This window comes from Streptococcus sp. Z554, assembly GCF_053010305.1.
In genome coordinates, this window is the sequence record NZ_JBRKNV010000001.1 from 374,720 (window position 1) to 395,487 (window position 20,768).

Below are 20,768 nucleotides of genomic sequence, written 5' to 3' on the forward strand. Positions count from 1 at the left end.
TCTCCTTATCACTTTTTCTTAAAGCTGTGATTCGTATTCACTATAGAGTTTTGCTCGTTTTTCGCTAGCATCAATATTTAACACAAAGGCGATAGCTACTGATAGAACCAGGAGACTATTCCCCCCTTGTGAAAGGAATGGGAAGGTTACACCTGTTGAAGGGATCAATCCTGAAATCCCTCCGATATTAACGAATACCTGAATTAAGATCATTCCACCGATACCAATGGCTACCATTGAGTTGAACGGATCTTTTGCTCGTACCCCCACCAAAATAATACGAAGAATTAGGAAGAATAATAGAGCTAAAATAAGACTGGCACCAACAAATCCAAACTCTTCAATTACAATAGAGAAAACAAAGTCCGTGTGTGCCTCAGGTAGATAGCCTCGTTTTTCGATAGAGTTTCCTAATCCTAGCCCAAACCATCCTCCATTTACCATAGCATAGTATGAATTTGCCAACTGGTGTCCTGCACCAGCGACATCATCAAATGGATTAAAGAAAGCACTGAATCGTTTAGCTACGTATCCAAATACAGGAATTTTAGAAACCTTATCAACACCAATCACTTTAATAGCTGTTAGTGTCACAGTGGCTAGAGTCGTAAGTATAGCCAGAATCGTTGCAAACCAACGATGAGCAATTCCACTAATTGAGTACATCAGTAATGATACCAAAAACAGAATCGTAGCATTTCCTAGGTCAGGGAAAATAGCCAAGCTACCAATCATGACCAGAAGAACAAAACGCCAGTCGTTAAACGCTCTAGGAAACCATTGGTTTTGAGTTAAAACTTGGAAATCATAAACGGCAATTTCTTCTTGTTGTTTTGAAAAACGTTGAGCCAAGTACCAAATGATGATAATTTTCAAGTATTCCGCAGGCTGAACAGTAATAGGTCCTACTTTGATCCAACCGTATGCCCCATTGATGGGAATCCCAATCAAACGAGCTAAAGCTAGTAACACTAACTCAGCAAACATAACGATGAATAACAAGCGCTCGTTGCGAAGGAATCCCAGCTTCAACTTATAGATTACTGCAATCAGTAATAAACTAACCAACCAAAACAAGCCCTGATTTCGAACTAATTGAAAGGCGCTCGTCCCCTCTTGAATCAAGGATGCACTCGTTGTCGAATAGACCACTATCAAACCCAGAACGGATAAGAGAATATAGGGCACTAAAATAGAATAATTCAACAGGTGCCTTTTACTAATTTTCATATTTCACCATCTACTAAATTTTTAATTTTCTATTAATACTAGTTTTACAAGCTATTATACCATTTTTTAGACTAGAAAAAAACTCTTACCCGTTAAAGCTTAGAATTTCAACATTAAGAATTCACAGACCATTTAGTTATATTTTCAACTTTTAGCAATGAAAACCTCAAAAAAACTCTACCTTTCAAGAGTTGAAAGATAGAGTATTCATCTTTAATTTGAAGATGTTGTTGTAGTCTCAGTGGCTGTTGTTGTTTCAGTCGCTGCTGATGTAGTTGTTGTTGTTTCGGTAGATGTATCACTTTGGATGTACTGAGTAAAGATATTTTGGAAGGCTTGGTCTTTGACCTTGATATTTGCTGCCTGCAACTCTTTACTAATGACACCTTGAACAAAAGCAGCATCATTTTGTTTTTGAGTCAAGATAACTGTCTTCAATTTATCTTTATAATCTTCCCAGTTAGAAGATTTTTCTGTTTTCTTGGTCAATTTCACAATATAGAAACTGTTTGAATTAGCTTTTGTACCTGGAACTGTGATCACATCTGAGATTCCATCAACATTAAGGGCAAATGCAGCTTTTTTAACAACGTCTGGCAATTCTGTTGATGCTGAGTCAAAAGTGATTTCACCACCATTTGCTTTTGTCTTTTCGTCAGTTGAATTATCTTTAGCCAATTGGGCAAAGTCAGACCCAGATTCTTGTGCTTTAGCAAGTACTTCCTTAGCCTTATCTTCACTGTCAAGTTTAATCACTTGAGCAGTTACTTCTGGTGTGTACTCATCGTAAGCTTTTTTGTAGTTCTCATCTGTCAATTCAGCTTCTGCTGCTTTCTTAACAGCGTATTCAACTAATTTATTTGTACGAATTTGAGCTTTACGGCTTTCTGCTGTCATACCAGCACGAGAAAGAACGATTTGATAGCTATCACCATATTTCTTCTGTTCTTCTGCTACAGCTTCTTCAACTTCTTTATCACTTACTTCAGAACCATATTGTTTTTCAAAAACTTTTTGAATAGTCATGTTAAGCAAGACTTGTTGAGCAGTTGGATTATTCTTAACTTCTTCAAAGAATTGATGTTCAGTGATTACATCACCTTTCATACTGATTAAATCAGCTCCTTGAGAACTAGTTGAACATGCAGCTAAAGTAGCTACTGACAACAATGTAATGGCACCAGCCAAAAATTTTTTCTTCATGTTTACTCCTTTTTATACACTAGATAAATGTTTACCTTATCTATTTTACTAAATTGTCTTAAAAATTTCTAAAATTAGTCAACATCAGGCAGTTCTACTTCTGCTTGATTTTTTCTCAGCATGAGAATTCCGTCCCCAAGTGGAACTAGAGTTGCTGTTAGATCTGGATTGTCCAAAGTTGCGTCGAAAAGTCTCTGCAAACCACGGTAAATGGTGCGTTGCCCGCGTCGGACTTCCATAATATCCTTAGCAATGTCTCCACCTTGGAAAATATCATCTAAGACAACTACTCCACCAACCTCAAGGTGTTTGAGGATTTCTGGCAAAAATACGATGTATTTGGATTTTGCAGAATCCATAAATACAAAATCATAGGTTTCTGTTAAAGTTGACAAGACATCTACCGCATCACCTTCTAAGAGGGTAATTTGGTTACGACTATCAAATTTTGCAAAATTATCCTTGGCAAAACCAATCATTTCAGGATTACGATCAATGGTTGTTATTTTAGCCTCTGGGGCATGTTGAGCCATCAAAAGTGCCGAAAAACCAATCGCCGTCCCAATCTCTAAAATATTTTTTGGTTGAATTGTTTCCATTAGGAAACGGAAATAAGCGACTGTTTCATGAGGAATGATAGGAATATTCTCCTTGCGAGCAAAGTTTTCTAGTTCTTTTAAAGAACCAGTCACCTGCTCTTGTCTGTGGCGCATAAATTCCACAATCTCATCCTTAACAACAGGCCGTCGCATGTTATGGTTAGCATTTTTACTGTATGACTCAACCATCTTATGCCAGTCCTAATTTGTCAACAAGGGCTTCGAACTCATCCAAACGGCGTTCAAAGACTGCAAAGGCATCATTAAGATAGTCTTCTTTTTCCATATCAACACCAGCTTTTCGCATGATATTTAGAGGATAGTCTGACTTACCAGCCTTAAGGTATTCAATATAACGATCACGATCTTCTTGACTACCATGAACAATCTTTTCAGCCAAAGCTGAAGCTGCTGCAAAACCTGTTGAATATTGGTACACATAGTAGTTATAGTAGAAATGAGGGATACGAGCCCACTCGTACTGAATTTGAGGATTGTCTTCCTTGCTCAAACCATAATATTCTTGGTTCAAGTCAGCATAGAGATTGTTTAGGAACTCGCTTGTCAAGACTTCACCATTTTGGTCAGCTTGGTGGATAGCGTGTTCAAATTCAGCGAACTGAGTTTGACGGAAGACTGTACCACGGAAACCGTCCAAGAAGTTATTTAGAATGGCAAAGCGTGTTGCGTCATCTTGAACTTCCTCTAACAGTTTTTCTGTTAGGATATTCTCATTAGTTGTTGAAGCAATCTCTGCCAAGAAGATTGAGTAATCTCCATAGACATAAGGCTGGGTTTCGCGAGTATAGCTAGAGTGCATACTGTGACCAGTTTCATGAACAAGAGTAAAGAGATTATCTAAGTTATCCTGCCAGTTAAGAAGCATAAAGGCGTTGGTATCGTATGATCCACCAGAATATGCACCTGAACGCTTGCCTTGATTTTCATACACATCAATCCAACGCTCACTGAAGGCACGTTTGACACGACTCAAGTAATCCTCACCAAGAACTGCCAAAGCTTCTTCTGCCTTCTTCAAGGCTTCCTCGTAAGTAAAGCTGTATTCTATTGAAGACAATGGAGTATAGACATCGTACATTTTAAGGTCTGGAATACCCAAGATTTTTGAGCGAAGATCCAGATAACGATGTAAGAGTGGCAAATGCTTACGAACAGCAGATACTAGGTTGTCATAGACACTTTCTGGAACAAAGTTGGCTGTAAGTGCTGCTTCACGCGCACTCTTGTAATTACGAACCTTAGCACGATAGTTTTGCACTTTGACATTGGTTTGCAAGGTTTTAGCGTAAGTATGCTGGTATTGTTCATAAGTAGCGTAGAGGGCTTCATAAGCTCCACGACGTACCTCACGGTTCTTAGATTCTACTAAGCGCATATAGACACCGTGTGACAACTGTACCTCGTTACCATCTTCATCTTTAACAAATGGAAAGACGATATCCGCATTGTCTAAGATAGCGAAAGTTTCACTAGCTGCTCCAAAGATTTCACCAGCACCTGCTAATAACTCTTCTTCACGTTGTGAAAGGACATGGTCCTTATTTTGCAAGAGTTTATCAAAATAGTGTTTATACGGTTGAAGTTTTGGTTCTTCTGATAAGAAGTTTTTGTACTGGTCTTCAGTAATTGCCATAAATTCTGGCTCATAGAAAGAGAATACCTGGTCGAGTTGACTATAAAGAGTCATTGCTTTTGCATAGTATTCTTGATACTTAGCGACTCGTGTATCTTGGTCGTTTTTCATATGTGCGTAGACATAGAGTTTCTCAAGACGACGACTCAAGTCCAGATAACGCTCTGTAATGTTAAGAAGGCTTTCTGCACTATCCAAGAGATGTCCTTCAAGACTAGCTGCTTCTTTTGTATCCTCGGTTAATAGGACTAATTCTTCTTCCCATTTTTGGTCTGTTTCAAAGATCGTTGATAGATCCCAAGTATCTTTTTCATTGATTTCATTTCGTTGTAATACCATAAATTTCCTCCATCCTTTCTATTTTACCATATTTTTCGAGAAATATTGCTGATAAAAGGCAGGTGGATAGAGCTTTTGTTGATTTTTTTGAGGATTCCGTTCATAATAGGCCTTAAAGTTACGGTAATAATCATTTAGATTTATACCTATTTGACAAAAAGAACCATTTTCTATAGGCCTTATCTGTGGATACCAATCCTGTTTTTTAAGATTCAAAAGATTTTCTCCTCTTAAGTAGGCTTGGGCTTGTTGTTTCATCCAATAGGGATTTTGATAATAGAGTTGTTTTTGAATGTAATGACAAATCTTCGTATCTTGCTCAACTGAAAAAGTGATCAGAGTTTGTTGCTGATAAGGAGTCCGTAAGATTTCAAGTAGATTTCCTTTGCCATAAGAAAATTCCTTGACCTGATAATGGAGTTTTCCTTTTAAATCTTGGTGGAGTAGGTATTTAAGCCTCAAAACTTGTTTTTTATGGTCTAACTCCCAAAGATGAAATCCCATATTATTACTGAAGTAAAGAAAATCTCTCTGTAGTTTAGTTAGACGTTCTTTTAGCCAGAGCTTTTCTCCGAGTAACCACAATACTTGAATTCCTGAATTTCTATAACCATTACTTCTCTCCTGCAACAGTTTAGAAGACAAGGGGCTACATTGAACCTCAATAGCTAATTGCTGATTGATGAGAATATCAGCAATTTGCTTTAGTTCCTGTATCGGATATTCCATTTCTACCAAGGCATCATTCTGAGCCCAATTAAAAAGCGCTACCTTATTTTCCAGATGCTCTAAACTCTCATTTTCATAGTAGTAGTCACACTGTTTGATGGATGTATGCGCAAAATGAGTACGCACATTTTTCCCTTTTCTCAAGCGAACACTTGTTCCACAAGCTGGGCAATAATATTCTTGCTTTCTCGGCTCTTTCTCTAAAGCGTTAATGAGGTTACCCTTTTTATCTCTGGCTATAAACATATATACCCCCCCTTTTCTACTTTATTCGAAAAGGATAAGAAAAGAGAGTGGGACAGAAATCGGTAATTTGTTAGAATTCGATTTCGTCGTCCCACCTCCGCACAGTTGAGTAGGACTGTAAAAGCTGATGAAATCAGCGTAGTAGAGCCCACTCAACCACTGCGTCTTGCTCGACAATCCAAAGACAATTAAGAGTCTAGAACTATTATCCCAGACTCTTCTTCACATGACATCTAGTATCACTTCCGTTTGTTCTTCATATACTCTTGCAACATGGGAATGAGATTTGATATCTGATCCGGTTTAATGATGGATACGCCATATTCTTGACAACGATTGCTAAAAACAGGGTTAATCCTGCCGGAGCATACAATCAATTTTAAACAATTATCTCCTGCAAAATGATTGGCATAAACTTCGAGCTCGTTAATAGCTTCAACTGATAAATCAGTCATTTTACAGGATATGAATACTACAGAGTAATCTTTTCGAAGGACTACATCTATTTCATTTTGGACATTATCTATTTCTGGAAAAATTCCATTCCAGTCAATTTCAGCACCAATCATACATTCATCAAAATACTCTGATTCTAAAGCCAGTAGATAAATATAGAGCTCTAAGATATGCCCCTTGGTTCTACAAAGCAACTGCGCTTCTGAACTCGGAAATGAATAAGAGACGCTATCAGATGTTTCCTCTTCTATTTTTAGTAGATTAGCTTCTATGAATAACGGAATCAAGGTAGAGGGATAGGAATAAGTTTTCCCGTTACCTTCTAAAACTTTGGCTGTTTCAGCATGAAAATCTCCAGTTTTTGCCAAGGCGAAATACTGAGTAACCTGATACCATTTTTCTGGATTTTCAATCGCATAATGAGCCAGTTTTTTAATCGCTTCATTTTGCTCAGCCTTATGCTGAGGTCTTCTTGATTTAAGGAGTTTTCCACCACGTAAGGCTATCAACTGCTCAATGGATAAACTGGGAATCTCTAACTGTTTATCACAAATCTTACCCCTTTCCCAGGCATACTGCTTTCCTTGGTCAACATCCATAGCAATAATGGGAATACCTTTCTCCAAACCATACTGATATAGAACTATTGCTAATAGATTATCTCCGCCAAAAACATCGATGGTCACTGTCTCAAAATCATTGATAAATACATCTAATTCCTGGCAGATTTTTTCTAGGTTGAATTGTCGAAAATGTACTTGTTTTAAGTGTGGAACTTGTTCCATTAGAAAATGCTTCAAGGATAGCTTTTCTTCCTCAGCAATTTTTCTTGTAGAAAGGTATAAAATCTCATCACAATCACTGACAAAAGCCTGATAGACATTTTTCTCAATCGCATGTGTATCGTAAAGTTCAATTAAAAGACTAGGCATATTGCGACCTCCTAGAGCATAAACGGTTTAAAAGATTTGGCAGCTGATATGAATCCTTTTTTAACAACCAGAAACTTATAAAGTCTATAGGTACCTTATACTTTTAGTATAGCATAAAATAAGACTTTCCAATGATTATTTAGGGAATAAAAAAGAGAGTGGGACAGAAATCGGTCATTCGTTAGAATTCGATTTCGTCGTCCCACCTCCGCACAGTTGAGTAGGGCTGTAAAAGCTGATGAAATCAGCGTAGTAGAGTCCACTCAACCACTGCGTCTTGCTCGACAATCCAAAAACAATTGAGAGGCTAGGACTTTTGTCCCAGCCTCTTTTTCAATTATTTTACCTTTTTAGCCAACATGGTCGCAAAACGTAGTTGGATACGATTTCCGTTTTCATCACGACGGTGGAGATGGCCAGGATTTTCATTGTACTTCACTAATTCCCAGTCCTTGTAGTAATTTGCCAATTCTCCTTCTTTAAAAGTAAATGGGAAATTAACTGAACAAGGATAATCATCTGTATCCATAGCACAAACAATCAAATTGTAGCCACCGATAGAAGTTTGTTCCTGCATATTTTTGATAATAGCCGGAATACGATCTGCTTGTAAAAACATGAGAACAACAGTCGATACGATAAAATCATAAGTTTGCCCAATGCTCGCTGAATGGATATCGTAAAGCCCAACAGGTATTTCTAAATCTTCTTGCTCTACAATGCTTTGTAAGATTTCAAGAGAAAGCTCATTTTGGTCTACTGCTGTAACATCAAAGCCATGTTGAGCCAGAAAGAGGGCATTTCTTCCTTGGCCACATCCTAGGTCTAGTGCTTTACATGGTTGGACCGTCTGCATAGCTTCTAAAACTTCCGAATGAACTGGATTGCTATTGTATTTCTTAGGGAAATAATCCTCCGGTTTACAATAGAATTCCAAGTACCATTCCACATCGTCTGTGGCAGCTTCTACTCTGTGCCAGGCTTGAGGTTGCGCCATAGGATTATCAGCACCTGCTTTAAAAAGATGCTCAGCTATAACTTCTCCTTCTTCGGTCAACTCAATAAACTTAAGAATCCCTTTTAATACGGTAATCTTACCCCAGGTTCCCACCTTAGTATTGTGTTTTCTTTGAACAGCTTCTGGCATGGTGTCTTTATTCCAGACTGGCATGCGTTTGTAGGCAACTAGTTTTTCCATTTTATAACCCTTCTATCGATGGTTGACAGCTTTCATGACACGCGCAATATCACGATCTTGCTCACGGCGTTTAATAGACTCCCGTTTATCGTAATCGTGTTTCCCTTTTGCAAGTCCTAAAAGTAACTTAGCATAACCATCTTTTATATAGACTTTAAGGGGAACCAGCGTCATCCCTGTCCCTTTAGTTTCTTGCTCTAATTTCTGGATTTGTTTTTTATGAAGGAGGAGTTTACGACGACGTTCTGGTTCTTGGTTCCAGATATTGCCCTCTTCATAAGGAGCGATATGAACATTGCTCAGCCAAACTTCCCCATTTTTCACTTGGGCAAAACCGTCTTTCAGATTGATGCGAGCTGCTCGAACACTCTTAATTTCAGTTCCTGTCAGGACCATTCCTGCTTCTAGCGTATCTACGATTGTATAATCGTGATGCGCCTTTTTATTTTGCGCGACGACCTTTCCCTCGCCCTTTGCCATGCTTAGCTCCTTTCTTTGCTACTTCCTTATAAAAAGGTTTCTTGCTCTTTTTCTTCTTGTCTTTTGGAGAATGCTTGCGCTTATCACCTAAACGACCAGCTTTTCTCTTGTCTTCTTTCTTATCGGAACGACGACTTCTATCCTTGCGACCAGACTGTTTCAAACCTTTTTCAATGACATCAAATTCACTTGGAATAAAGGAGAAATCAATCTCTCCTGTCATCTTATCCGCTCTTTCAACTCGAATGCGAATCTGTTGTCCCACACGGAAAGTAATTCCTGATTTCTCCCCACGAAGTGTCAAATCACGCTCGTTAAAATGATAAAACTCAGGAAGATTTGTGATGTGAATCAATCCTTCAACTGTATTTGGCAACTCAACAAAAAGACCAAATTTAACAATGCTTGAAACAACTGCATCATACTCTTCACCGACGTACTCTTCCATGTATTCAGCTTTTTTCATAGCTTCGACTTCACGCTCTGCCTCGATCGCACGGCGCTCACGGTTAGAAGACTGGGTCGCAATCTCAGGGATGACTTGTTCAAAATGATCTGCTACATCCTTAGAACGTCCATAGTCACGAATCATCCGGTGAACAAGAAGGTCAGGATAACGACGAATTGGGCTGGTAAAGTGAGTGTAGTAGTCTGCAGCTAATCCATAGTGGCCATGATTATGCTCAGAATAACGAGCCTGCTGCATGGAACGCAGAAGCATCATGGACAATACATCCGCATATGGCTCGCCTTCAACAGAACTCATGATGTCTTGAAGGGCTTCCTGACTTATCTCACTAGCAGTTCCATAGATACGCAATCCAAAACTTGAAGCGTAATCAATAAATTTCTGAACTTTTTCTGCTTTAGGTTCCTCATGGATACGATAGATAAAAGGTAGGTCCAGCTTGCTAAAGTGTTCCGCAACTGTTTCGTTGGCAATCAGCATGAAGGACTCAATCATACGTTCAGCAACACCACGATGACGAAGGACAATATCAACTGGCTTGCCTTTTTTATCTACTAAAATCTTAGCTTCATTGGTATCAAAATTTAAAGCTCCACGCTTCATTCGCATATTTTCCAAAGTTTCATGTAACTTAGCCATTAACTCGATACTAGGAACAATTTTCTGATACTCTTGTCTCTTCTCCTCATTGCCTGCTAGGATGTCATTTACATCACTATAGGTCATTCGGAAACTTGTCTTGATAACAGTCTGAGTAATCGTGTAATTACGAACACGACCATGTTTATCAATCTCCATAATAGCAGACTGCGTTAAACGGTCGACTTGAGGGTTGAGGGAACAGATACCGTTTGAAAGGCGTTCTGGAAGCATTGGAACCACCCGATCCGTTACATAAACGGAAGTCGCACGATTTAAGGCTTCCTTGTCAAGCGCAGATCCCTCTGTTACGTAGTAAGAAACATCTGCGATGTGAACACCTAGTTCGATATTGCCGTTCTTCAAAGGTTTGATATGAACTGCGTCATCCAAGTCTTTTGCATCCGCTCCATCAATCGTGAAGGTAATTTCATCTCTTAAGTCCAGACGGCCTTCCATATCCTTCTCTGATGGAGCATCAGGAACCTTTTCTGCCTCTTTGAGAACAGCCTCTGGAAACTCGGATACAATGTCCATTGACTCCAAGACCTCAAGGACGTCAATCCCCGCATCCGTTGAATGTCCCACAACATCTAGAACACTAGCGACAAAGAAATCGTGTTTCTTACTTGGGTACTTATCAATAAAGACCTTAAGAACTTCTGTACCTTCTAATTGAATTGCTGGCTTTTTAACGTAGATTGGTTGACTAATTTTTTGATTTTTTGAACGGATATAGCCCGCATACTTGGGTTTTTCCTCATCAAGAACGATTTGCCCAACAACCGTCGTCAAACTGTGTTCTAAAATATCAATAATCTTAGCTTCAGCAGCTGTTCCTTTCTGTCTATCTGCAACCTTCTTGATCACAATCTCAACAGTATCGCCATCAATAGCGTAGTTAACATCATTTTTACCAACAAAAAGATCGTCTTCTTCTCCTTCTAGGCTAACAAAACCAAAGCCATTTTTATGAGCGTGAAAAATTCCTTTAAGGGTAATTTCCTGTTTTTTCTTTTGATCCAAGGTGAGACTTCCATCATCTTCAAAGCGAATCTGGTGCTTTCTCTCCATCAAGGAAAGTGTTTTGATTAACTCACGAAAATCCTTGGATCCATCCTTTCCTAGAGCTTGAGCCAAGTCATTAACTGTGACTCGTCCCTTCTCTTTTAAATATTCTTTTATTTTATCTTTCATGTTTTCTTTCTAGATTTTTTATTTTCTTTTACCGTAAAACCTTCTCAAACATCATTTAATACTCAATAAAAATCAAAGAACAAATTAGAAAGCTAGGCGCAGGTTGCTCAAAACACCGTTTTGAGGTTGTGGATAGGACTGACGAAGTCAGTAACACATATACGACAAGCCGACGCTGATGTGGTTTGAAGAGATTTTTGAAGAGTATAAAAATAAAAATAGGCAAAGACCCAGTCTCGCCCATTATTTTCTTATCTACTTGATAATACCGTCAATGCTAAGGCAATGGCTAGCCAGAAAAAGACTAAGATTCCTGTCAAACGTTGCATCACGGCTTCAAAACCACGTGCTTTGCTACGTTCAAACAAGTCACCTGAGCTGGCATCAAATACATTGCTCGATTGATTTTTTGTTGGTTGCATAAAAATTGCAATCACAATCACAACAGATAATACTAATAAAATAGTTAATAATAGGTTATACATATCAAACTCCTTAAAATCCCTATTATTTTACCATAAATTCTACTTAGATTCAAGATGTAAAGTTACTTTTCTTTCCTTTGGGCAATATTTTAGAACTTCAATCTTTTCTGGGTGGGTTTTGGAGTTCTTACTGGTTAGATAATTCATGCTACCACAAGAGGAGCATTTTAGATTAATTTTTACACGCACTAGATTTTTTTGTATTTGATACTATTTCAATCTAAGATGATTTGAACAAACAATACCAAAATTCTCCTTCCTAACAATGTTAATTTATAGACACATTTCTTCAAGCAACTGAACTACTTGAGCTATCAACTGTTCCTGATTTCCATTATTATCTAGACTGTGACTAGCCAGACTAATTTTTCTTTTTAAAGGCCATTGAGAGTTTAAACGGGATTCAGCTGCTTCTCTTGAAATTTGGTCCCGTTTCATCAATCGCTTCAATTGAACATCACGATTTACATAGACCAACCAAGTTTCATCAAACCAAGAATCATATCCTTGTTCAAAAAGTAAAGGAATATCCATAAAAAAGAGTGCTTCTGTCTGAACCAACTGATCTCGTAATGCAGCTAGCTCCTCACGAATAATCTCTCCTTGAGTATTCTTAGACCATTCCTGCTCTTTGGAATTTGAAAAAATAAAGCTAGCAAGTAAAGGACGATTCAGTTCACCATTTTCAAGAAGAACCTTGTCCCCAAAATGCTCCACTAAAATCTGAAATAATCGTCCACCAGGTTTTTGTAGTTGGTGGACGACTGCATCCGCATCTACAACTTGAAACCCTTTTTGTCTTAAAAATTCTGTGACAGTGGACTTACCTGACGCAATACCACCAGTAATTCCGATTATTTTTCCCATCACTTCCTCCTTTGACACTTAGGACAAAAGTGAGTTCCACGACCACCTAGTTGAATTTTTTCGATGATGGTTTCACAACGCGAACAAGCTTGACCTGCCTTGTCGTATACTTGATGCATTTCCTGCATGGTGCCATCTTCTCCAAATGCATTTGTATAAGTGCGAATGGTTGATCCACCCTTTTCAACCGCCTGACCTAAAACATTGATCGTTTCATCATGGACTTTTCTAGCCTCTTGTGCTGTTAAACTTTGAGAAATCCTAGCTGGATGAACTTTCGCCCTCCAAAGTACTTCGTCCACATAGATATTACCTAATCCTGCAACCAAAGTCTGGTCGAGAAGATGCGATTTGATTGGTTTTTTAGATTTTTTCAAGGCTAGTTTAAAACTCCCTAAATTAAAATCCTTCTCAGTCGGTTCCGGACCAAGTTTTTTTGAAATAAAGTAAGCTTCTAAAAGCTCAGGAGCAAGCAACTCTATCGTTCCGAACTTACGGACATCCTCATAGACTAAAGTTCCGCCATCCTCAAAATGAATCAACACATGAGCATGTTTGCGTTCTGGCACTTGGTCTGGGTAATAAAAATACTTGCCTTCCATTCTCAAGTGAGAGATTAAAACTTTGTCGGATAAATAGAAAAGCAGATACTTGCCACGACGTCCCATTGTTTGAATGACTTGACTAGGCAATTCTTTCCGAAATTCATCCAAATCAGTTTTAATCATCTTGGGGTAACGAATGTCAATGGTTGTAATCTTCTTCCCCAGAATTAATTTTTCCAAACCACGTCGTACAGTTTCAACTTCTGGTAATTCAGGCATAGCTCCTCCTTCTCTAAAAACAAGAAGCAGGCTACTGCCCACCTCTTCTTAATATTCTTTTTCGTTATAGCCAAAGTCAGCCAAATCCAGCTTTTTATCTCGCCAGTTTTTCTTGACCTTGACCCAAGTTTCTAGGAAGACCTTGTCTCCTAGCATGAGTTCGATATCTTTACGGGCAAGGGTTCCAATTTTCTTGAGCATAGCACCACCTTTACCGATGATAATTCCCTTTTGGCTATCACGCTCGACCATGATGGTTGCTCGGATATGAACTTTATCGGTCTCCTCATCTCGTTTCATAGAGTCTACCACCACCGCAACTGAGTGTGGAATTTCTTCACGAGTTAAGTGCAAGACCTTCTCACGAATCATCTCTGATACTAGGAAACGTTCTGGGTGGTCTGTGATTTGATCAGCCGGGAAGTATTGGAAACCTTCTTCTAAGTTTTCGCTCAAAATATCAATCAAATGCGAAACATTATTTCCTTGAAGAGCTGAAATCGGTACAATTTCCTTAAAGTCCATCTGATTACGGAAGTCGTCAATTTGGGCCAAGAGTTGGTCTGGATGAACCTTATCAATCTTGTTGACCACGAGAATGACTGGTACTTTAGCAGCCTTGAGCCGTTCGATAATCATATCGTCCCCTTTTCCGCGAGGCTCATCTGCTGGAACCATAAAGAGAACAGTATCCACTTCACGTAGGGTACTATAAGCTGACTCTACCATGAAGTCTCCAAGGGCTGTCTTAGGCTTATGAATTCCCGGTGTATCGATAAAGATGATTTGTTCCTTATCGGTCGTGTAGATTCCCATAATCTTGTTGCGCGTTGTTTGCGCCTTATCACTCATGATGGCAATCTTTTGCCCCATGACGTGATTCAAAAACGTTGACTTCCCAACGTTGGGACGTCCTAAAACGGCTACAAAGCCTGATTTAAATGTCATAGTTACCTCTATTAAAGTTTAAAATAGCAAATCCCAAATTCTAGGGATGAAAATGATAAGTCCAGTCACTGCAGCAAATAAAGATACAACAAGAACTGCACCGGCAGCCATGTCCTTAGCTTTCTTTGCCAACATAGAAAAGTGATAATGGCTAGCTAAATCAACTACGTTTTCAATAGCAGAATTCAAAATCTCAAAAGCAATGACTAAGAAAATGCTTAATAAGAGAAAGAGCCATTCAATTCTGGAAACTTGAAAAACAAAGCCTGCAAGAACAACCAAGAGAGAGGTCACTGCATGCTTTCTCATATTACGCTCTTCTTTTATGGCAGTATAAATACCTGTCAGGGCAAAATCTAAACTTGAAAGCAAGTCACGATTTTTCCATTTTCGTTTATTGTCTTGTGAGTCCATAGGCTGTTAAAATTTCTTCTTGTAAACCGAACATCTCCGCTTCTTCTTCCGGAGTGTAGTGATCATAACCGTTGATATGTAAAAAACCGTGAACTGCTAGGAAGCCCATCTCACGTTCAAAACTATGACCGTAGTCTTCGGCTTGCTCATGGGCCTTGTCAATTGAAATGAATAGTTCACCGATATAAGAATCAAATTCTGACATCATTTCTGCTAAGTCAGGATCTTCCGCCAAATCTTCTTCATCAAAGGTAATCTCTAATTCAGGTTTGTATTCAAGGCTAATAACATCTGTTGGACGGTCCGTATCACGAAACTCTAAATTGAGTTCATGACTACGTTCATTGGTCACAAAAGTGACTGCCATCTCCTTGTCTTCTTTTCCAATTTTTTTAGCAGCAAATTCCAAAATTTCTTGAGTTTGTTGTAGAATTTCTTTAGAAACCTGGCCAGTTTCATCAACCATTTCAATATACATGCGTTTCTCGATTCTCTTTACTTGGCTTTATTATACCATATTTCTATGATTTTATTCTACCTTTTTGATATAATACTATGGAATACATTCAAGAGGAGAAAACAATGTCATTTGATGGATTTTTTTTACACCACATGGTTGAGGAATTACGGACAGAACTGCTAAATGGCCGTATCCAAAAGATTAATCAACCTTTTGACCAAGAATTGGTCCTACAAATCCGTAGCAACCGTCAAAGTCATCGCTTGCTCCTTTCTGCGCATCCTGTATTTGGACGCATCCAGTTAACAGACACGACCTTTGAGAATCCTGCTCAACCTTCTACCTTTATCATGGTTTTAAGGAAATATTTACAGGGTGCGGTAATTGAATCTATTGAACAGATTGAAAATGATAGAATCGTTGAAATCACTGTTTCTAACAAGAACGAGATTGGTGATGATATTCAGGCTACACTTATCATTGAGATTATGGGAAAACATAGTAATATTCTCCTCGTAGACAAGTCTAGCAACAAAATTCTTGAGGTGATTAAACATATCGGTTTCTCTCAAAATAGTTACCGGACCCTCCTACCTGGTGCAACTTACATAGCCCCACCAAGTACAGAGGCCCTCAATCCTTTTACCATTAAGGATGAAAAACTTTTTGAAATCCTACAAACACAGGAATTGACAGCTAAAAACCTTCAAAGCCTCTTTCAAGGTTTAGGCCGTGATACGGCAATTGAATTAGAGAATTTATTAACTAATGATAGGCTTTCCAATTTTCGTGACTTTTTTAAGCAAGAAACCAACCCATGCTTAACTGATAAGTCTTTTTCTTGTGTCCCATTTTCAACTAAAATTGAAGGACATTTTTCAAGCTTATCTCAACTTCTTGATGTTTTTTATAAAGATAAGGCAGAACGTGATCGTGTGAAGCAACAAGCTAGCGAACTCATTCGTCGTGTTGAAAATGAATTGCAAAAGAATCGTCAAAAGCTTAAGAAACAAGAAAAAGAACTTCAGGCTACTGAAAATGCTGAGGAATTTCGCCAAAAAGGAGAGTTACTAACGACTTTTCTTCATCAAGTTCCAAATGACCAAGACCAAGTCGTCTTAGATAACTACTACACCAATCAGCCTATCACGATTTCTCTCGATAAAGCTTTAACACCAAACCAAAACGCTCAAAAATACTTCAAACGTTATCAGAAGTTAAAAGAGGCTGTCAAATACCTGACTGATCTAATTGAAGAAACAAAGGCTACCATTCTTTATCTGGAAAGTGTCGAAACAGTCCTCAATCAGGCTGGGCTAGATGAAATTGCTGAAATTCGTGAAGAATTAATTCAAACAGGTTTTATTAGAAGACGCCAACGCGAAAAAATTCAAAAGCGTAAAAAGCCAGAGAAATATCTGGCTAGCGATGGGAAAACCATTATTCTCGTTGGACGAAACAATCTTCAAAACGAGGAATTAACCTTTAAGATTGCACGCAAAGAGGAACTTTGGTTCCATGCTAAGGATATCCCAGGAAGCCACGTGGTCATCTCAGGAAACCTCAATCCTTCTGACGAAGTCAAGACGGATGCTGCAGAACTCGCAGCCTACTATTCGAAAGGACGTCTTTCTAATCTCGTTCAAGTGGATATGATTGAGGTTAAAAAACTCAATAAACCGACTGGTGGAAAACCTGGTTTTGTTACCTATACCGGTCAAAAAACTCTTCGTGTTACACCTGATTCCGAGAAAATTGAATCCATGAAGTTGTAATATCAGTCTTACTTTAAAAATATTATTACTTCACTTTTACACAAAAATAGGAGGGGAGCTCAATGCTACGGCATATTAAACCAACTATAACTATTATATTCGGAGCTGCTATCTTCGCCTTCGGACTTACTTATTTTGTTGTTCCGCATCACTTATTCGAGGGTGGAGCAACAGGGATAACCTTGATTACCTACTATCTCTTTAATATCCCTATTTCGCTGATGAATATCTTGATTAATATCCCTCTCTTTCTACTAGCTTGGAAAATATTTGGACTAAGATCACTATATTCCAGTCTACTTGGAACCATTGCCGTCTCCGTCTGGTTAGCTATCTTTGAAAAAATTCCTCTTCAGTTTAACCTTGAAGGAGATCTCGTTGTGGTTGCTTTAGTAGCTGGTGTCCTCCTAGGTGTTGGACTTGGTGTTATTTTCAACGCGGGTGGAACAACCGGTGGCACTGATATCGTCGCTCGTATCCTTAATAAATACACCAATATCTCTGTTGGAAAATTGCTTTTTGGACTTGATTTTCTGATTCTAATGTTGATTTTAATCATCTTCCAAGACCTACGTCTTGTAACCTATACTCTCTTATTTGACTTCATCGTTTCAAGAGTTATTGACCTAATCGGTGAGGGTGGATATGCTGGAAAAGGATTTATGATTATCACTCAAAAACCGATGGAATTAGCTGATAAAATTAATGAAGAACTCGGTCGTGGTGTTACCTTTATCTCAGGACAAGGTTACTATAGCCAAAAGGACTTAAAGATTATTTACTGTATTGTCGCAAGAAATGAAATTGTCAAGATGAAAGAAATGATTCATACAGTTGATCCGATGGCCTTTATCACTATCACGGAAGCTCACGAAATCCTTGGAGAAGGGTTTACTTTCCCAGCAAGAGACGAGGTCTCTTAAATTTAAAATAAAAAAGTAACTTCAATCGTTGAAGTTACTTTTTTTATTGTCATATCATCAATTATTTTTCTGCTGTAAGTGCAGCCATTGTGATGTAGTTGTATGGTTTATTGAAGTGTGGCAAGAAGAATAGGTCTGTCAATGCCAATTTATCAATTGTAACGTGTTCTTGGATAGCAAGTGAGAACATATGAATTCCCATGCTAATTGCTGAATCACGAGATACCATTTGTGCACCAAGGATTTCACGGCTGTCTTTATCAAAGACAATCTTGATAGCTACTTCATAGTTGTCATGCTTCATAAATTCTGGTTTTTGAAGATCATTGAAGCCAGTTTCAGTTGCATTGTAACCTGCAGCTTTTGCTTTTTCAAGTGTCAAACCAGTTGAAACCATGTGAAGACCATAGATAGAAATACCATTTGATCCTTGAACACCGATTCCTTCAAGCTCATGTCCACAAGCATTGAAAGCACCTACGATACCTGTACGTACAGCGTTTGAAGCAAGTGCGATGTAGCTAGTGTCTTTACGAGCATTGTCATAAACAGTCGCACAGTCACCAACAGCGTATACACCTGGAATTGAAGTTTCTTGTTTCTTGTCTACAAGGAAGGCACCGTTACGGAAGAGTTCAATCTTACCGTCAGCAAGAGCTGTGTTTGGACGGAATCCAACTGCAAGAACAACCATATCCACATCAAATGTTTCTTTGTCAGTTACCAAGCGTTCTACTTTACCGTCACCTTCGATAGCTTTAACAGTTTGACCAAGTGCCAAACGGATGTTGTGGTCTTCCAAGTTTTTAGCCATCATTTGTGTGAAGTCTTTGTCATAGTATCCGTTCAAGACAGTGTCTACGATATCAACTAGGACAACTTCTTTTCCAAGACGTTCGAAAGCTTCAGCAAGCTCAACACCGATGTATCCACCACCGACAACAGCGATACGTTCAAGGTGTTTGCTCTTATCAGCAAGCTTGTTGATAACTTCTTCAGCATTTTGGTACAATTTAACGAATTGTACGTTTTCAAGAGTTGCTTTGAACTCACGGTTACCTTTGACAATTTCAACACCTTCGATTGGTGGCAAGATTGGAGTTGAACCAGTAGCAAAAATCAATTTGTCATAAGACTCTTTGTGTTCTTTTCCTTCAACTTCTGCAGTAACAACTTTGTTATCGTAGTCGATTGAAAGTACAGGTGAGTTCATGTAAATTTTCGCACCTTTAGCTTCAAGCGTTTCTTTATCAGAGTAGAACAATCCTTCAGGACCGTCGATTTGCTCACCAATCCAAAGAGCCATTCCACATCCAAGGAATGAAATGTTTGAGTTTTGGTCAAATACAACGATTTCGTTTTCGTTTCCAAAGTTGTCCAACATAGTGTTGATACATGCAGTTCCAGCGTGGTTAGCACCCACGACTACGATTTTACTCATAAGATAAATCCTACCTTTATTTTTTTATTTACCTCTCAAGTATACCATTATCTGTGAACGTTTTCAAGACTTTTGACCCGTTTGGTGTCATTTAAGAAAGTTTTTGAAAGATATATCAATTTTTTTCAAAGAGTCCTCATTGATTTGGAGCTGTTTTTAATTTTTTAAGCATATTTCTTGACTTTTTGTAAAAAATAATTTGTGAAAACGCTGACTTTATGATATTCTATTTATATGGAAATAAAATATAAATTCTTAAATTGTGATACATACAAGATTTGTAGCTATTTCCGAGTGATTTGAAGGGAGTTGATTCTTTGCCTCTCAGTTCATCATCTGAGCGATTAATGGGAACTACAATTACTATTTCCTTAGTACATGAACAAGCGGACAATCTTCTCCGTCAAGCTTTTGATTTGCTAAAGGAACTTGAATTTCGCTTTAATGCGAATAGTGCTCAATCCGAATTAATGGAAATTAACTATCAGGCAGGTATTGCTCCAGTTAAAGTCCACCCTGATTTATTTGAACTGATTTCCTTAGGTTTAGACCATAGTTTAGCGCCTGGAAGTCATCTCAATATCAGTATCGGTCCCTTGGTTCAAACCTGGCGTATCGGATTTTCCGATGCAAAGGTTGCAAGTCCTGAAGAAATTGCTTCAGTTTTACCACTAATAGACCCTCATATGATTAAACTCGATTCAGTTCATTCAACTGTCTACCTTGAAAAAAAGGGAATGAAAATCGACTTGGGTTGTTTAGCAAAAGGTTATAGCGCGGATAAGGTTGCCACTTTCTTGAAAGAGAATGGCGTTACTTCTGCTCTTATCAATCTTGGAGGAAACATCCTCACAATTGGTAATAACCAAGCAAAAAGCGGTCAACCTTGGCAAATCGGTATTCAAGATCCAACTCACCCACGTGGTAATCACCTGATGACCTTATCCATTACTGGAAAATCAGTTGTTACTTCTGGAATTTATGAACGGCATCTTGAAATCAACGGTAAGGATTATCATCATATTTTTGATAGTGAAACAGGCTATCCAATCGAAACGGACTTAGCGAGTTTAACCATAATATCTGACCGCTCAGTTGACGGGGAGATATGGACCACACGATTATTTGGCGAACGTAGCGCTTCTATTATGTGGCAAGTCGAAAATATTGAAGGTATTGAAGCCATCCTCATTGACAAAGATGGACACGTTTTTTGTTCATCTGGTATCCAACAGTAAATAATTAATAACGCAAAAGAGA

General features: G+C 38.5%; 20 protein-coding genes. 3 read left to right on the top strand and 17 right to left on the bottom strand.

Annotated features, from left to right (window positions below; translation table 11 throughout):
* Window positions 1–18: 18 nt before the first annotated feature.
* From ftsW to ybeY, 16 genes are all read right to left on the bottom strand, one after another.
* Window positions 19–1,230, bottom strand: a complete 1,212-nt coding sequence (ftsW, locus tag ACVC7R_RS01955; RefSeq protein WP_447263301.1) for a cell division peptidoglycan polymerase FtsW — start codon at window positions 1,228–1,230, stop codon at window positions 19–21.
* Window positions 1,231–1,443: 213 nt separating this feature from the next.
* Entirely contained in the window at window positions 1,444–2,433 is a 990-nt protein-coding gene (prsA, locus tag ACVC7R_RS01960) for a peptidylprolyl isomerase PrsA (RefSeq protein ID WP_447263302.1), read from the bottom strand.
* Window positions 2,434–2,507: 74 nt separating this feature from the next.
* Window positions 2,508–3,221, bottom strand: coding sequence for an O-methyltransferase (locus ACVC7R_RS01965; protein WP_447263303.1), 714 nt, complete (start codon window positions 3,219–3,221; stop codon window positions 2,508–2,510).
* Between the two features lies 1 nt (window position 3,222).
* The gene (gene pepF, locus ACVC7R_RS01970; RefSeq protein ID WP_447263304.1) at window positions 3,223–5,025 is read right to left on the bottom strand and encodes an oligoendopeptidase F; all 1,803 of its coding nucleotides are present in this window, start codon (window positions 5,023–5,025) and stop codon (window positions 3,223–3,225) included.
* Window positions 5,026–5,043: 18 nt separating this feature from the next.
* Window positions 5,044–6,000 (bottom strand): competence protein CoiA, encoded by a 957-nt coding sequence (locus ACVC7R_RS01975; RefSeq protein ID WP_447263305.1) that lies wholly within the window; start codon window positions 5,998–6,000, stop codon window positions 5,044–5,046.
* 239 nt (window positions 6,001–6,239) lie between these two features.
* On the bottom strand, window positions 6,240–7,388 hold the full coding sequence (locus ACVC7R_RS01980; protein ID WP_447263306.1) for a hypothetical protein: 1,149 nt from the start codon (window positions 7,386–7,388) through the stop codon (window positions 6,240–6,242).
* A 337-nt stretch (window positions 7,389–7,725) separates the two neighbouring features.
* Window positions 7,726–8,586, bottom strand: a complete 861-nt coding sequence (gene tehB, locus ACVC7R_RS01985; RefSeq protein ID WP_447263307.1) for an SAM-dependent methyltransferase TehB — start codon at window positions 8,584–8,586, stop codon at window positions 7,726–7,728.
* A 12-nt stretch (window positions 8,587–8,598) separates the two neighbouring features.
* Window positions 8,599–9,066 carry an SsrA-binding protein SmpB gene (gene smpB, locus ACVC7R_RS01990; protein WP_001051741.1) on the bottom strand — a complete coding sequence of 156 codons (468 nt, stop codon included), beginning with the start codon at window positions 9,064–9,066 and terminating at the stop codon, window positions 8,599–8,601.
* A complete protein-coding gene (gene rnr / locus ACVC7R_RS01995; protein WP_447263308.1) occupies window positions 9,029–11,371 on the bottom strand; it encodes a ribonuclease R in 2,343 nt (780 codons plus the stop codon). Before rnr ends, smpB begins: the two co-directional genes overlap by 38 nt.
* Before the next feature lie 251 nt (window positions 11,372–11,622).
* Complete coding sequence (secG, locus tag ACVC7R_RS02000) at window positions 11,623–11,856, bottom strand: preprotein translocase subunit SecG (RefSeq protein ID WP_000282517.1); 234 nt, start codon at window positions 11,854–11,856, stop codon at window positions 11,623–11,625.
* 39 nt (window positions 11,857–11,895) lie between these two features.
* Window positions 11,896–12,045 carry a 50S ribosomal protein L33 gene (gene rpmG / locus ACVC7R_RS02005; protein ID WP_042898781.1) on the bottom strand — a complete coding sequence of 50 codons (150 nt, stop codon included), beginning with the start codon at window positions 12,043–12,045 and terminating at the stop codon, window positions 11,896–11,898.
* Window positions 12,046–12,129: 84 nt separating this feature from the next.
* Entirely contained in the window at window positions 12,130–12,723 is a 594-nt protein-coding gene (gene coaE, locus ACVC7R_RS02010) for a dephospho-CoA kinase (RefSeq protein WP_447263309.1), read from the bottom strand.
* On the bottom strand, window positions 12,723–13,547 hold the full coding sequence (mutM, locus tag ACVC7R_RS02015) for a DNA-formamidopyrimidine glycosylase (protein WP_447263310.1): 825 nt from the start codon (window positions 13,545–13,547) through the stop codon (window positions 12,723–12,725). The genes coaE and mutM overlap by 1 nt, the downstream gene beginning before the upstream one ends.
* A gap of 48 nt (window positions 13,548–13,595) precedes the next feature.
* On the bottom strand, window positions 13,596–14,495 hold the full coding sequence (gene era / locus ACVC7R_RS02020) for a GTPase Era (RefSeq protein WP_447263311.1): 900 nt from the start codon (window positions 14,493–14,495) through the stop codon (window positions 13,596–13,598).
* 18 nt (window positions 14,496–14,513) lie between these two features.
* The gene (locus ACVC7R_RS02025) at window positions 14,514–14,909 is read right to left on the bottom strand and encodes a diacylglycerol kinase family protein (RefSeq protein ID WP_447263312.1); all 396 of its coding nucleotides are present in this window, start codon (window positions 14,907–14,909) and stop codon (window positions 14,514–14,516) included.
* Window positions 14,890–15,387, bottom strand: a complete 498-nt coding sequence (gene ybeY / locus ACVC7R_RS02030) for an rRNA maturation RNase YbeY (protein WP_447263313.1) — start codon at window positions 15,385–15,387, stop codon at window positions 14,890–14,892. The genes ACVC7R_RS02025 and ybeY overlap by 20 nt, the downstream gene beginning before the upstream one ends.
* Before the next feature lie 104 nt (window positions 15,388–15,491).
* Between ybeY and ACVC7R_RS02035 the strand changes: the two genes are divergently transcribed.
* Complete coding sequence (locus ACVC7R_RS02035) at window positions 15,492–17,144, top strand: Rqc2 family fibronectin-binding protein (RefSeq protein WP_447263314.1); 1,653 nt, start codon at window positions 15,492–15,494, stop codon at window positions 17,142–17,144.
* A 62-nt stretch (window positions 17,145–17,206) separates the two neighbouring features.
* On the top strand, window positions 17,207–18,067 hold the full coding sequence (locus ACVC7R_RS02040; RefSeq protein ID WP_074324730.1) for a YitT family protein: 861 nt from the start codon (window positions 17,207–17,209) through the stop codon (window positions 18,065–18,067).
* Window positions 18,068–18,128: 61 nt separating this feature from the next.
* On the opposite strand, the gene nox is transcribed toward ACVC7R_RS02040, so the two are convergent.
* Window positions 18,129–19,508 carry a H2O-forming NADH oxidase gene (gene nox, locus ACVC7R_RS02045; protein WP_447263315.1) on the bottom strand — a complete coding sequence of 460 codons (1,380 nt, stop codon included), beginning with the start codon at window positions 19,506–19,508 and terminating at the stop codon, window positions 18,129–18,131.
* A 317-nt stretch (window positions 19,509–19,825) separates the two neighbouring features.
* On the opposite strand from nox, the gene ACVC7R_RS02050 reads away from it, so the two are divergent.
* Window positions 19,826–20,746, top strand: coding sequence for an FAD:protein FMN transferase (locus ACVC7R_RS02050; RefSeq protein WP_447263316.1), 921 nt, complete (start codon window positions 19,826–19,828; stop codon window positions 20,744–20,746).
* Window positions 20,747–20,768 lie beyond the last annotated feature (22 nt).

Excerpts from the sequence above, each read along its gene's own strand:
- ybeY (WP_447263313.1), bottom strand. The coding sequence starts at position 15,387 with ATGTATATTGAAATGGTTGATGAAACTGGCCAGGTTTCTAAAGAAATT.
- ACVC7R_RS01980 (WP_447263306.1), bottom strand. The coding sequence starts at position 7,388 with ATGCCTAGTCTTTTAATTGAACTTTACGATACACATGCGATTGAGAAA.
- ACVC7R_RS02025 (WP_447263312.1), bottom strand. The coding sequence starts at position 14,909 with ATGGACTCACAAGACAATAAACGAAAATGGAAAAATCGTGACTTGCTT.
- era (WP_447263311.1), bottom strand. The coding sequence starts at position 14,495 with ATGACATTTAAATCAGGCTTTGTAGCCGTTTTAGGACGTCCCAACGTT.
- ACVC7R_RS02040 (WP_074324730.1), top strand. The coding sequence starts at position 17,207 with ATGCTACGGCATATTAAACCAACTATAACTATTATATTCGGAGCTGCT.
- ACVC7R_RS02035 (WP_447263314.1), top strand. The coding sequence starts at position 15,492 with ATGTCATTTGATGGATTTTTTTTACACCACATGGTTGAGGAATTACGG.
- mutM (WP_447263310.1), bottom strand. The coding sequence starts at position 13,547 with ATGCCTGAATTACCAGAAGTTGAAACTGTACGACGTGGTTTGGAAAAA.
- ACVC7R_RS01975 (WP_447263305.1), bottom strand. The coding sequence starts at position 6,000 with ATGTTTATAGCCAGAGATAAAAAGGGTAACCTCATTAACGCTTTAGAG.
- prsA (WP_447263302.1), bottom strand. The coding sequence starts at position 2,433 with ATGAAGAAAAAATTTTTGGCTGGTGCCATTACATTGTTGTCAGTAGCT.
- rnr (WP_447263308.1), bottom strand. The coding sequence starts at position 11,371 with ATGAAAGATAAAATAAAAGAATATTTAAAAGAGAAGGGACGAGTCACA.
- ACVC7R_RS01965 (WP_447263303.1), bottom strand. The coding sequence starts at position 3,221 with ATGGTTGAGTCATACAGTAAAAATGCTAACCATAACATGCGACGGCCT.
- ftsW (WP_447263301.1), bottom strand. The coding sequence starts at position 1,230 with ATGAAAATTAGTAAAAGGCACCTGTTGAATTATTCTATTTTAGTGCCC.
- pepF (WP_447263304.1), bottom strand. The coding sequence starts at position 5,025 with ATGGTATTACAACGAAATGAAATCAATGAAAAAGATACTTGGGATCTA.
- smpB (WP_001051741.1), bottom strand. The coding sequence starts at position 9,066 with ATGGCAAAGGGCGAGGGAAAGGTCGTCGCGCAAAATAAAAAGGCGCAT.
- secG (WP_000282517.1), bottom strand. The coding sequence starts at position 11,856 with ATGTATAACCTATTATTAACTATTTTATTAGTATTATCTGTTGTGATT.
- tehB (WP_447263307.1), bottom strand. The coding sequence starts at position 8,586 with ATGGAAAAACTAGTTGCCTACAAACGCATGCCAGTCTGGAATAAAGAC.
- coaE (WP_447263309.1), bottom strand. The coding sequence starts at position 12,723 with ATGGGAAAAATAATCGGAATTACTGGTGGTATTGCGTCAGGTAAGTCC.
- nox (WP_447263315.1), bottom strand. The coding sequence starts at position 19,508 with ATGAGTAAAATCGTAGTCGTGGGTGCTAACCACGCTGGAACTGCATGT.